This is a genomic window from Parvularcula lutaonensis (assembly GCF_014651915.1).
In the GTDB taxonomy this organism is placed as follows: Bacteria; Pseudomonadota; Alphaproteobacteria; order Caulobacterales; family Parvularculaceae; genus Parvularcula; species Parvularcula lutaonensis.
This window is the reverse complement of record NZ_BMXU01000001.1, coordinates 1,006,934-1,018,958: the sequence shown is the minus strand read 5'-3', so window position 1 is coordinate 1,018,958 and position 12,025 is coordinate 1,006,934. Positions and strand designations below refer to the sequence as shown.

General features: G+C 62.1%; 12 protein-coding genes. All 12 read left to right on the top strand.

Annotation, left to right across the window (positions count from 1 at the left end; genetic code table 11):
- Positions 1–67 precede the first annotated feature (67 nt).
- The 12 genes from IE053_RS04860 to IE053_RS04805 all read left to right on the top strand — a co-directional run bounded on the left by IE053_RS04860 (position 68) and on the right by IE053_RS04805 (position 12,012).
- Positions 68–697 carry an NADH-quinone oxidoreductase subunit J gene (locus tag IE053_RS04860; RefSeq protein WP_189572642.1) on the top strand — a complete coding sequence of 210 codons (630 nt, stop codon included), beginning with the start codon at positions 68–70 and terminating at the stop codon, positions 695–697.
- Position 698: 1 nt separating this feature from the next.
- The gene (nuoK, locus tag IE053_RS04855) at positions 699–1,007 is read left to right on the top strand and encodes an NADH-quinone oxidoreductase subunit NuoK (protein WP_189572639.1); all 309 of its coding nucleotides are present in this window, start codon (positions 699–701) and stop codon (positions 1,005–1,007) included.
- 3 nt (positions 1,008–1,010) lie between these two features.
- On the top strand, positions 1,011–3,128 hold the full coding sequence (gene nuoL / locus IE053_RS04850) for an NADH-quinone oxidoreductase subunit L (protein ID WP_189572636.1): 2,118 nt from the start codon (positions 1,011–1,013) through the stop codon (positions 3,126–3,128).
- Position 3,129: 1 nt separating this feature from the next.
- Positions 3,130–4,761, top strand: coding sequence for an NADH-quinone oxidoreductase subunit M (locus IE053_RS04845; RefSeq protein ID WP_189572633.1), 1,632 nt, complete (start codon positions 3,130–3,132; stop codon positions 4,759–4,761).
- Entirely contained in the window at positions 4,761–6,215 is a 1,455-nt protein-coding gene (nuoN, locus tag IE053_RS04840; protein ID WP_189572630.1) for an NADH-quinone oxidoreductase subunit NuoN, read from the top strand. Before IE053_RS04845 ends, nuoN begins: the two co-directional genes overlap by 1 nt.
- Positions 6,212–6,928: a biotin--[acetyl-CoA-carboxylase] ligase gene (locus IE053_RS04835; protein WP_189572627.1), complete on the top strand. Its 717-nt coding sequence runs from the start codon at positions 6,212–6,214 to the stop codon at positions 6,926–6,928. Before nuoN ends, IE053_RS04835 begins: the two co-directional genes overlap by 4 nt.
- A 33-nt stretch (positions 6,929–6,961) precedes the next feature.
- Positions 6,962–7,741 (top strand): type III pantothenate kinase, encoded by a 780-nt coding sequence (locus IE053_RS04830; RefSeq protein WP_189572624.1) that lies wholly within the window; start codon positions 6,962–6,964, stop codon positions 7,739–7,741.
- Entirely contained in the window at positions 7,738–9,405 is a 1,668-nt protein-coding gene (locus IE053_RS04825; RefSeq protein ID WP_189572621.1) for a ribonuclease J, read from the top strand. Before IE053_RS04830 ends, IE053_RS04825 begins: the two co-directional genes overlap by 4 nt.
- Before the next feature lies 1 nt (position 9,406).
- A complete protein-coding gene (locus IE053_RS04820; protein ID WP_189572618.1) occupies positions 9,407–9,649 on the top strand; it encodes a DUF1467 family protein in 243 nt (80 codons plus the stop codon).
- A 102-nt stretch (positions 9,650–9,751) separates the two neighbouring features.
- Complete coding sequence (gene mgtE / locus IE053_RS04815) at positions 9,752–11,218, top strand: magnesium transporter (protein WP_229786060.1); 1,467 nt, start codon at positions 9,752–9,754, stop codon at positions 11,216–11,218.
- Positions 11,219–11,311: 93 nt separating this feature from the next.
- Positions 11,312–11,674, top strand: a complete 363-nt coding sequence (locus tag IE053_RS04810) for a YMGG-like glycine zipper-containing protein (RefSeq protein ID WP_189572614.1) — start codon at positions 11,312–11,314, stop codon at positions 11,672–11,674.
- A gap of 47 nt (positions 11,675–11,721) precedes the next feature.
- Positions 11,722–12,012, top strand: a complete 291-nt coding sequence (locus tag IE053_RS04805; RefSeq protein ID WP_189572600.1) for a hypothetical protein — start codon at positions 11,722–11,724, stop codon at positions 12,010–12,012.
- Positions 12,013–12,025 lie beyond the last annotated feature (13 nt).

Below are 12,025 nucleotides of genomic sequence, written 5' to 3'. Positions count from 1 at the left end.
AGCGCGCCGCGAAGCTTCTAAGGGGGCGCCCGGTCATCCGGCCGGTCGTCCCGATCTCATGGTACCAATGGGCTTTGCTGACCTTGCATTCCTGATTTTCGCTGCCTCGACGATCCTGAGCGGTCTCGGGGTGATTCTCGCGAAGAACCCCGTTCACTCGGTCCTGATGCTGATCCTCGCCTTCATTTCGACGGCAGGGCTCTTCGTTCTCATGGGCGCCGAGTATCTCGCCTTCCTCCTGGTCGTCGTCTATGTCGGCGCCGTTGCCGTCCTGTTCCTTTTTGTCGTGATGATGCTCGACGTCGACTTCGCGGAATTGCGGGCGGACTATATGCGCTATGCGCCGCTCGGCGGTGTCGTTGCCGTGGCGCTGGTCGCGCTGATCGGCCTCGCCGTCGGTGACTGGCACATCCCCGAAGCCGCCGTGGCCGCCCGGACGCAGCCGACCGAGACGGTTCTCGACGTGACGGGGCAAGAGGTGGGCAATGCCGAACAGCTCGGCATGGTTCTGTACACGAAGTATGTCCACTTCTTCCAGATCGCCGGGCTGATCCTTCTCGTGGCCATGGTCGGCGCCATCACGCTGACCTTCCGTGAGCGCCGCGGCATCAAGACGCAGGACGTCGGTGCCCAGGTGGGCCGCCGCCGCGAAGACGCGGTGGAAGTTGTTTCAGTGCCGACAGGACGGGGGATCTGACATGGCAGGCGAACTCTCGAGCTACCTTCTCGTCGCCGGCATCCTCTTCGCGATCGGTGTCGTCGGTATTTTCCTCAACCGGAAGAACGTCATCATCATCCTGATGTCGATCGAATTGATGCTCCTCGCCGTGAACATCAACTTCGTCGCCTTCTCGATGTTCCTCCAGGATCTTGTCGGCCAGGTCTTCGCGTTCATGGTGCTGACCGTGGCCGCGGCAGAGGCTGCCATCGGCCTCGCGATCCTCGTCGCCTTCTTCCGGAACCGCGGAGACATCTCCGTGACGACTGCCAACACGATGCGGAACTAAGACGTGCAGGCTTTCATCGTTCTCCTCCCGCTGTTCGGTGCCATGCTGGCCATGCCGATCGGCAAGACCTCCGGCCATCGCGCGGCCGAGATCGTCACCACCTCGCTGGTGTCGATTGCCGCCGTGCTCGCATGGTTGACCTTCTTCGCCGTCGGCTTTGGCGAGGGCGAAACCACCATTGTCCTCTTCGAGTGGATCCGTTCGGGTTCGTTGCAGGCCAACTGGGCCGTCCGAGTCGATGCGCTTTCGGCGACCATGATGATCGTCATCACGACGGTTTCGGCGCTCGTGCACCTCTACTCCATCGGTTACATGGCGGAGGATCCGTCGCGGTCGCGTTTCTTCGCCTACCTGTCCCTGTTCACCTTCGCGATGCTGGCGCTGGTGACGGCAGACAACCTCCTCCAGCTCTTCTTCGGCTGGGAGGGCGTGGGTGTGGCGTCCTATCTCCTGATCGGTTTCTGGCATCACAAGAAATCGGCCAATGATGCGGCCATCAAGGCGTTCGTCGTCAACCGTGTGGGCGATGTCGGCCTCGGCCTTGGCATCATGGCCTGCTATTTCGTCTTCGGTTCGGTCGAGTTCGATCCGATCCTCGACATCATCCGTACCGATGGCATGGTGCAGCCACCCTTCGCTGCCGAAGCCGTCCACCTGTCGGACCTGTCGATCAAGTTTCTCGACCGGACCTATCCGGCGATCGAGATCATCGGCGTGCTTCTCTTCATTGGCGCAATGGGCAAGTCGGCGCAGTTCCTGCTGCACACCTGGCTGCCCGACGCCATGGAGGGCCCGACACCTGTCTCGGCGCTCATCCACGCCGCAACGATGGTCACGGCCGGTGTGTTCCTCGTTTGCCGGATGTCGGACCTCTATGCCGCAGCTCCGGTAGCCTCGGCCATCGTGACGGTGATCGGTCTGACCACGGCGATCTTTGCCGCGACGGTTGGCCTCGTGCAGACCGACATCAAGCGCGTCATCGCCTATTCGACGGCGTCGCAGCTCGGCTACATGTTTTTCGCGGCTGGGCTCGGCGGCTATGGCGCGGCGATGTTCCACCTGACCACCCACGCGGCCTTCAAGGCGCTGCTGTTCCTGGGGGCGGGCGCGGTCATCCATTTCAGTCACCATGAACAGGACATGCGCAACATGGGCGGGCTGCGCACGCAGATGCCGCTGACTTTCATCTGCATGATGCTCGGCACGCTGGCGATCACCGGCGTCGGGCTGCCCTTCCTCTATCCTGACTTCGCACCGTTCCCTGTCGGATTTGCGGGTTTCGTGTCCAAGGACGTTATTCTGGAAGAAGCCTTCTTTGGCATCGAGGCCGGCAAGGCCTTCGCCTCGGCGGCGTTCTTCGGTGGCCTGTTCGCCGCGGTCCTGACGGGCTTTTATTCCTGGCGTCTCATCTTCCTGACCTTCTTCGGCAAGTGGCGCGCCCCGGCGGAGGTGCGCAAGCACCCGCACAGCGTGCCCAATGTCATGCTGATCCCGCTCATCCCGCTGGCCATTGGCGCGGTGTTCGCTGGCATGGTTTTCTACAAGCCCTTTGTTGGCAAGGGTGCCGAGAAGTTCTGGGACGGCGCCATTCACATCGCCCATGAAGCCGAGGCTGCCTATGGCGATGGCGACAGCCACGGCGCGGAGCATGGGGCAGACGCCTACGCTGACAGCCACAGCGCCGAGGCGACCTACGCGGACGATGGCCATGCCGATGAAGAGCATGGCGGCAGCCACGACATTCCTATCTGGGTCCTTTGGGCGCCGCTCATCGCCGGCACGCTCGGCCTGATCGCAGCAATGTACCAGTATCTCGGAGAGGATCCGCTCAAGCCTGGCCTGATCAGGGAAGGCGGCCTTCTCTACGAGTTCCTCAAGAACCGCTGGTACATCGACCGGCTCTACCAGATTCTGTTCCAGGAGCCTGCGCGGATCATCGGCCGGGTCCTTTGGAAATACGGTGACGAGGCGATCATTGACGGCGGCGGGCCGAACGGCCTGGCCAAGCTGATGATCATCGGTGCCCAGCGGGCTGTCAGCCTCCAGACCGGCTTCGTCTTCCACTATGCCTTCGTGATGCTTCTCGGCGTCATCATCCTCCTTTCACTGATCGTCTTCTGACATGCCTGAAAGCACCTCAGCTATCCCCTGGCTCTCGCTGATCACCTTCCTGCCGCTCGTCGGCGCGGCGTTGATCATCTTCAACGGGCGTATCCGTTCGGACTCGGACGAAGAGCAGGCAGCGAACGCCGCCCGCTGGGTCTCACTCGTGACGACCGGCGCGGTCTTCCTCATGACGACCTTTGTCTACTTCGTCCTTTTCGACCCCCAGCAAGAGGGGTTCCAGCTGGTCGAACAGGCAAACTGGCTTGGCAATGGGATCGCCTACAAGGTTGGCGTGGACGGAATTTCCGTGCTCTTCGTGCTGCTGACGGCCTTCATCATGCCAATCTGCATCCTGGCGAGCTGGACGTCGATCACGTCGCGGGTCGGTGACTTCATGGTGGCCTTCCTGGTTCTCGAGACCGCGATCATGGGCGTCTTCACGGCGCTCGATCTCGTCCTCTTCTACGTCTATTTCGAGGCGTCACTGATCCCGATGTTCCTCATCATCGGTATCTGGGGCAGTCCGGGGACCCGCGAGATTTTCGGCCGGACCGTGTCCAACCGTGTCTATGCGGCGTTCAAGTTCTTCCTCTACACGCTTCTCGGTTCGCTCCTGATGCTGATCGCCCTGATCTACATCTACCTGACCGTGGGCACGACGGACATTCCGACCCTGCTGCAGACCGACTTTGGTTTCGAGGCCCAGAAATGGCTCTGGCTCGCCTTCTTTGTCAGCTTCGCGGTGAAGATGCCGATGTGGCCGGTCCACACCTGGTTGCCCGATGCCCACGTCCAGGCGCCCACCGGTGGCTCGATTGTCCTCGCGGCGATCCTCCTGAAGATGGGTGGCTACGGCTTCATCCGCTTCAGCCTGCCGATGTTCCCTGACGCCAGCGTTTACTTCTCCGGCTTGGTCTTCGCCCTGTCGGTGATTGCGATCATCTACACATCGCTCGTGGCCTTCGCACAGGAGGACATGAAGAAGCTCATCGCCTACTCGTCCGTGGCGCATATGGGCTTCGTCACCATGGGCCTCTTCACGGGCACCCAGCAGGGCATCGACGGCGCCATGTTCCAGATGCTCAGCCACGGCTTCATTTCGGGCGCGCTCTTCCTCTGCGTCGGCATCCTTTATGAGCGCCGCCACACGCGTGAGATCGCGGCCTTCGGGGGGCTTGCCAAGTCGATGAAGGTCTTCGCCTTCTTCTTCCTGTTCTTCTCGATGGCCAATGTCGGCCTTCCGGGGCTGTCGGGCTTCATCGGTGAGATCCTGACCATGATCGGCGCGTTCCAGATCAATACGTGGGTCGCGGCGCTGGCTGCTCTCGGCATGATCTTTTCGGCGGCCTATGGCCTTCGCCTTTATCGCGAAGTTGTCTTCGACCCACCCAGGAACGACGACCCCACCACGCCGGACCTCAACCGCCGGGAGCTGGGCATGCTCGCCGTTCTTGGCTTCATGACCCTTTACCTCGGTGTCCGTCCGACCCCGACCCTCGACGTCTTCGCCGTCCCCACAGCACCGATCAGCGCCGAGATTCTCGAGGCTGTCGAGCGCCGCAACGCGCAGCTCGCTGCCCGGCGCGGCGAAGAGCAATTCGCCGGTGCCGAGGAGACTGACCCCGCTTCCACGAACGAGGCGCACTGATGATCCAGCCTTTCGTCGATGTTCAGCTCCTGCTGCCGGAGCTATTCCTTGCCATCTCGGCAATGGCCGTGCTCATGGCAGGTGTCTTCCTCAAGGCCGAACGCACCCGCGAGCTCACCTTCCTCGGGGCGTTGCTTCTCGTCATTGCAGCGGTCCTTGTCCCGAACCCTGATCCCGCCGCCGCGTCCGGTTTCGACGATGCGTTCCGGGCGGATGTCTTCTCGCTCTCGGGCCGCATCGCGGTGTTCCTTGCGGCGGCCGTGGCGCTCCTGATCTCCACCGGCTTTTTCCGTCAGGAGAAGCTGCTGCGCCCTGAATATGTCGTGCTCGTCCTCTTGAGCGCGGTCGGCATGGCGCTGATGGTCTCGGCTTCGGACCTGATCTCGGTCTATCTCGGTGTCGAGCTCCAGTCGCTCTCCGTCTACATCATGGCGACGCTGAACAGGGACTCGAAGCGTTCCACCGAAGCTGGCCTCAAATATTTTGTCTTGGGGGCGCTTTCCTCGGGCTTCCTGCTCTACGGCGCTTCGCTCATCTACGGCTACACGGGCTCGACCCAGTTCGCGGATATCGCAGCTGCCAGTATGTCCGGCGAGCCGGGTATCGGCCTGACCTTCGGTCTCGTCTTCTTCATCTCAGCCATCGCCTTCAAGGTTTCTGCTGCGCCGTTCCACATGTGGACGCCGGACGTTTATGAAGGCGCACCGACTCCGGTGACCGCTTTCCTCGCCGCCGCGCCGAAGCTTGCCGGCATGTTTCTCTTCGGCCGCATTCTGGTGCAGGCTTTCCCGGGCCTCATCGACCAATGGCAGCCTGTCATGTGGCTCATCGCTGCGGCTTCGATGGTCATCGGTGCACTGAGCGCCATCGTCCAGACGAACATCAAGCGCCTGATGGCCTATTCCTCGATCGGTCACATGGGCTACGCGCTCATCGGCCTGACCGCGGGGACGCAGACCGGCCTCAGCGGCATGGTCGCTTACATGCTGATCTATCTCGTGATGACCCTTGGCGTTTTCGCCTGTATCCTGATGATGCGCCGTCCGGAGGGGATGGCCGAGAACATCTCCGACCTTTCGGGCCTGTCGCAGACCCGCCCTGGCCTTGCGATGCTCTTTACCGCACTGTTCCTGAGCCTCGCAGGCATCCCGCCCTTCATCGGCTTCTTCGCGAAGTTTTTCGTCTTCATGGCGGCGGTGGACAGCGGCCTCTATATCCTGGCGATCATCGGGGTCGTGACCTCGGTCATTGCCACCTTCTACTATCTCTCCGTGATCAGAACGATCTGGTTTGCTGAGCCTGCGGCGGAGTTCGTCAAGGACAATGACCGCACGGTCAGCCTTACCGCCTGGGCTTCGGCCATCATCGTGACGGCAGGCCTCATCTTCCTCGTCGGCCCGTTCGCGTCCGTGGCGGATGCGGCGGCGAGTTCGCTCTTCCCGGCGGCAGGGTGAGGCACCAGCGCCTCGTCACCTGCGGCTCGACCAATGACGAAGTGCGCCGTGCCTTCTTTGAGGGCGCGGCGTTCCCGCTTCTCATCTCCGCTGAACAGCAGACCGAGGGCAGGGGGCGGGAAGGCCGTCCTTGGGCCCAGCTTGAGGGAAACTTCGCCGGCAGCTTCCTCGTCGAAGCAACCCGAGCGCTCCTCTCCCATCCGGGCGCGGTCTCCCTCCTCGCAGGTCTCGCCGTCCGCGATGCGCTCGTCGCTTGCAGTGCCGACAGTCAGGACCTCACCCTCAAATGGCCCAACGACGTCCTCAAATCCGAGCAAAAGGTCGCAGGCATCCTCGCGGAGATGGTCGAGGACAGCACCCGGCGTGCGTTCATCATCGGCATCGGGGTCAATCTCCGGAAGGCTCCCGAGGCGACCGCCTTCCCTGCCGCAGCGGCTTTTGACGCGGATCCCCCGGACCCTGAAAGCTTCGGCAAGCGTCTCGGCGAGACGCTCCTGCGCTGGATCAGCCTTGCCGAGGCCCAGGGTGCTCCCCACATCTTCGCTGCGTGGAGAAGCCACGCCTGGAGGCTGGGCGAGCCGCTGGCCGTCCGTACGTCTGGCGAACCCATCGAAGGCATCTTCGAGGACATCGACGGGCACGGCCGGATGATCCTCCGTCTTCCCACCGGGGAGCACCGCATAATCGCGGCAGGCGACGCTGCGCGCAGGTGACCTCGCCCTGCCAATCATGCACAAGGCAATCCTATGCTTCTGGCTATCGATGTCGGCAACACGAATACGGTTTTTGCGCTCGTCAGGGATGGCGAGCCGCTCGAGCGTTGGCGCTCCGCGACGATCCCTGAACGGACGGCGGACGAATATGCCGTTTGGCTGGCGCAGCTCCTGAACCTCAACGGCCATGGCGATCTCTCCGCCGTCACCGAGTGCATCGTCTCCACCGTGGTGCCGCAATCGCTGTTCCACCTCCGCAATCTCAGTCGGCGCTATTTCAGCGTTGAGCCGATGGTGGTCACTGCCGATATTCCCGGCGTCGAGGTCCGCATAGACCGCCCGTCAGAAGCCGGGGCCGACCGCCTCGTCGGCGCTGTCGGCGGCTTCATGCAATATGGCGGTCCACTGATTATCGTGGATTCAGGTACGGCGACCACCTTCGACATTGTCGGCAAGGATGGAGGTTTCGAAGGCGGCGTTATCGCACCCGGCATCTATCTCAGCCAGAAAGCTCTCCACGAAGCCGCGGCCCAGCTGCCGCGCATCGCTATTACCGATCCTGGCAAAGCCATCGGCAAGACCACCGTGGAGGCGCTTCAGTCGGGCGTCTTCTACGGCTATATCGGTCTTATCGAAGGCATGATCTCCCGCATCAAGTCCGAATACGGAGAGGATATGTCGGTTGTTGCAACCGGCGGCGTCTCCGCGCTCTTCCAGGGCGCGACCCATGCGATCGACCATTTTGACCAGGACCTCACCATTCGCGGGCTCATCGAAATCGCCCGCCGTTACAAAGTGAAAGGTCAAACATGACCGACGAACTCGTCTTCCTCCCGCTCGGCGGCTCGGGGGAGATCGGGATGAACCTGAACCTTTACGGGTTCGGCCCCCCCGGCAATCGCCAATGGATGATGATCGACTGCGGCGTCACCTTCGCGGGTGACGACCTGCCCGGCATCGATCTAATCACGCCTGATATCGACTACCTTCTCGACGACCTCGATCAGGGATCGGAGTTTCTCGGCCTCGTGCTGACCCACGGGCACGAGGATCATATCGGCGCCGTCGCCCACCTCTGGCCCAGCTTCGAAGGCCCGATCTACGCCACGCCGTTCACGGCAGAGCTCGTGCGTCGCAAGTTCGTCGATGTGGGCATCGACAACCCGCCGCTCCATATCAAGGATCTCGGCTCGCGTTTTGATCTCGGCCCGTTCGACATCGAGTACATCACGCTGACGCACTCGATCCCCGAACCGAACGCAATAGCCATCCGTACACCCCTCGGCCTGATCCTTCATACGGGAGATTTCAAGATCGACCCGCGCCCGGTGCTGGGTGAGAAGACAGACCGTGAGACCCTCGAAGCCCTTGGGCGCGAGGGCGTCCTCGCCATGATGTGCGATTCCACCAACGTCTTCTCCGATGGCCATTCAGGCTCCGAAAGCGACGTGGCCGAAGCGCTCACCGAGCTTATCAAGAAACAGAAGCAGCGCGTGGCCGTGACGACCTTCGCATCGAATGTCAGCCGCGTCGTCTCGATCTGCCGCGCAGCGGTGGAGGCTGATCGCTCCGTATGCCTCCTCGGACGTTCCATGCTTCGCATGGTGGATGTCGCTCGCCACGTTGGCCTCCTGCCCGATGGCGTCAGCTTCGTGGATCCTGGCGAGGCAGGCTACCTGCCGAATGACAAGGTTCTCTACCTTTGCACCGGCAGCCAGGGTGAGGACCGCGCCGCGCTTGCCCGCATTGCCCGCGACGAACACCCCGAGCTCGTCCTCAACGAGGGCGATACGGTCATTTTCAGTTCCAAGATCATTCCCGGCAACGAACGCCAGATCTATGAACTGATGAACCAGCTCACTGAAATGGGCTGCGAAGTCATCACCGAGAAGGATGCTTTCGTCCACGTCTCCGGCCACCCGAACCGCGACGAACTGAAGGACATGTACCAGATGGTGCAGCCCGAAATCGCCATCCCGGTCCACGGCGAAGGCCGCCATCTCGCGGAGCATGGTGCCTTCGCGACGACCATCGGTGCCAAGCGGTCGATCGTGCCGAAGAACGGCGATCTCATTCGCATCGCACCGGGCCGGCCCGAGAAGATCGATGAGGTGCCCGCGGGACGGCTTTATCTTGACGGCAAGATCCTGGTTCCGGAGGGTGACAATGTCCTCCGTGAGCGGAGGAGGCTTGCGGAAGAGGGCGTCATCGTCGTGACTGTCGCGATCGATGACAAGGGCAATATCCGTGACCGAGGGCCGGTGTTCCTCAAGGGGATTCCGTCCGAGGACGAAGAGGGCGAGGTTCTTGAAGACCTCATCACCGAAGGAATTGACGCAGCGCTCGACGCGCTGCCCAAGCCTCGCCGCATGGATGACCGAGAGGTGGAACTCCAGATCCGCCGTGCCATCCGCTCGGAGCTGACGCCGCGCTGGGGCAAGCGCTCCGAGATTGCCGTCCTGATACTGAGGGTCTGATATGGGTGTTGGTGGTTCGATCGTTTCGTTCGTCATCATCTGGTGGCTATGCCTGTTCTGCGTGCTGCCGATCAGGCAGCGCAATGTCTGGGAAGAGCCGGAGGAACACGCCAAAGGCGTCGACCGCGGTGCGCCGGTCAATCCGGAGATCTGGTTCAAGGTCCGGTTGACAACGATGATCGCCATCCCGGTCTGGTTCGTCGTCTTCCTTCTTGTCTCGAGCGGTGTGCTCCAGCCCGACTAGGCCGCAAAGCCGCATGAATGCTGCAACCCAGCGTTGCCTTGCGCGCGAAATAGGCTATGTAGAAGGCATCCCGACAATTCGAACCTGGAGATTGCCTGACGCGTGTCCGAAACCACGACGCCTGAACCGCTGCGCGAAGACCTTCCCCCCGAAACCATCGAGCCCGAAGAAGAACAGGAAACGGTGCTTGATGAACGGGGGTCTCTGACATCTGACTTCGTCCGGATGATCCGGGAACGGATCGACGAAGGCGACGCAGAAGAGGTCAGGCGGATCGTAGCCGAGCTCAAGCCGGCGGACATCGCGGACCTCATCGAACAGCTCGATGAGGAAGATGCTCGCAAATTCGTGGCGATCGAGGGAACGGAGCTTCCCTTCGAGGTCCTTCCCGAGCTTGAGGATGGATCCCGCGACATCGTCGTTGATGCTCTGTCAACGGAGCAGCTTGCGGAGGCGGTTAGCGAGCTCGACACCGACGAGGCCGCCTTCGTTCTCGAGGATCTTGATGAAAAGGAGCGGGCCGAAGTCCTTGCCGAGATGCCGATCGCCGATCGTTTGGCGCTCAAGGCGGCTCTCGACTACGACGAGGATACGGCCGGCCGGATCATGCAGCGCGACGTTTTCGCTGCACCAGGCTACTGGAATGTCGGACAGATTCTCGATCGGCTTCGGTCGGTCGAGCGCCTGCCGGACAGATTTTACGACGTTTACGTCGTCGATCCGAGCTACAGGATCATCGGCTCCGTACCGCTCTCCAAGTTCATCAAGGCGAAGCGGGATACTGTCATCCAGGACCTTTGCACCCCGGATCCGATCGTTATCGACGCGAACATGGACCAAGAGGAGGTTGCCTACCTCTTCGAGAAATACAACCTGATCTCCGCTCCGGTCGTGGACGAATCCAAGCGCTTGGTCGGCATGATCACGGTGGACGACATCGTTGAAGTCGTCCGGGAGGAGGCCGACGAAGACATGCTCGCCCTCGCCGGTATCGCCGAGGACAACTCGATCAATGCGCCTGTAATCAAAGTGGCGCGGTCGCGCTTCGTGTGGCTGCTCGTCAATCTCGGAACGGCGATCCTGGCGAGCTTCGTGATCGGCCTTTTCGACGCGACGATCGAGCAGATGGTCGCCCTGGCAATCCTGATGCCCATCGTTGCCTCCATGGGGGGCAATGCAGGCACCCAGAGCATGACGGTCGCGGTCCGGAACCTCTCCACACGGACCCTCACCACCGCCACGGCATTGCGCGCCGTTTACAAGGAGACCGCTGTCTCGATCATCAACGGCGTGGCCTTCGCCATCCTGATGGGGGCGGCTACGGCGGTCTGGTACGGCCTGCTGGCGGGACAGCCGCGCTCCGAAGCAGTGGCGCTGGGCGGCGTGTTGGCCGCGTCGATGATCATCAACATGCTGTGCGCCGGCCTTGCCGGCATCCTGATCCCGCTGGGGCTCAGCAGGATAGGTCAGGATCCTGCGGTCAGCTCCGCGGTTTTCGTGACAACGGTCACCGATGTGGTTGGCTTCTTTGTCTTTTTGGGTCTCGCAGCGGTGTTCCTCGTTGGCTGACGCTGGTTCTCACCAGCTCTTCATGGGAACCACCCTTTGCCAAGGCCCGTTTTCGTCCCACGTTTGTTGGATCGGGAACGGAAAGGACCCATCATGAAGGCTCTGACCATCAGTCTTGGTGCCGGCGCGCTTCTTCTCAGCGCCTGCACCACAACAGGTAATATCGAGCGAAACGCAGTCGGCGGCGCTGCCCTCGGCGCGGCGGCGGGTGCGGTGATCGGAAACAATGTTGGCAGCGGTGATGCTGAGGAGGGCGCCGAAGTCGGTGCTGTCGTCGGCGCGATTGCCGGTGCCGCACGCGGGCGCCAGCAGGACCTCCAGTCCGGCGAGGGCACCCGCCTGCGCAAAGGTCCGGGAGGGCGCGAGCTCTATTACGACCAGCGTGCCGGGCGGTATTACTACTTCGACGAGACCCGCGGTAAGACCTACTGGCAGAACGGTGAGCTCCGCGGCTAATCGGTCGCATAAAGGAACGGGTTGCGGGAGCGCGGCATTCTCAGGCCATGACTTTCGCAACCTTGCTCGAATGGGCGGCGACGGGTTCCGGCATCGTTGCCGCTGTCATTGTCTCGCTCAACCTTGGCCCAACGAAGACCGGCTGGGGCTTCGTCGTCTTTACTTTCAGCTCCGTGTGCTGGATCGCCACGGCGGTGATTCAGGGTGAAACCGCCCTGACTATCCAGAACGCCGTGCTTTTCGTCATCAACGTGATCGGTATCTGGCGTTACCTGCTTGCGGACAGTGTCCGGGGCCAGGCCGCCGGGTCCGGTGGAGTGACCCAAACCACGGCCTGACCCCGGGCCGCCC

Bases quoted from the DNA above. Each gene is read 5' to 3' on its own strand.
- IE053_RS04825 (WP_189572621.1), top strand. From the start codon at position 7,738: ATGACCGACGAACTCGTCTTCCTCCCGCTCGGCGGCTCGGGGGAGATC.
- IE053_RS04845 (WP_189572633.1), top strand. From the start codon at position 3,130: ATGCCTGAAAGCACCTCAGCTATCCCCTGGCTCTCGCTGATCACCTTC.
- nuoN (WP_189572630.1), top strand. From the start codon at position 4,761: ATGATCCAGCCTTTCGTCGATGTTCAGCTCCTGCTGCCGGAGCTATTC.
- IE053_RS04860 (WP_189572642.1), top strand. From the start codon at position 68: ATGGGCTTTGCTGACCTTGCATTCCTGATTTTCGCTGCCTCGACGATC.
- nuoK (WP_189572639.1), top strand. From the start codon at position 699: ATGGCAGGCGAACTCTCGAGCTACCTTCTCGTCGCCGGCATCCTCTTC.
- IE053_RS04830 (WP_189572624.1), top strand. From the start codon at position 6,962: ATGCTTCTGGCTATCGATGTCGGCAACACGAATACGGTTTTTGCGCTC.
- IE053_RS04805 (WP_189572600.1), top strand. From the start codon at position 11,722: ATGACTTTCGCAACCTTGCTCGAATGGGCGGCGACGGGTTCCGGCATC.
- IE053_RS04810 (WP_189572614.1), top strand. From the start codon at position 11,312: ATGAAGGCTCTGACCATCAGTCTTGGTGCCGGCGCGCTTCTTCTCAGC.
- IE053_RS04820 (WP_189572618.1), top strand. From the start codon at position 9,407: ATGGGTGTTGGTGGTTCGATCGTTTCGTTCGTCATCATCTGGTGGCTA.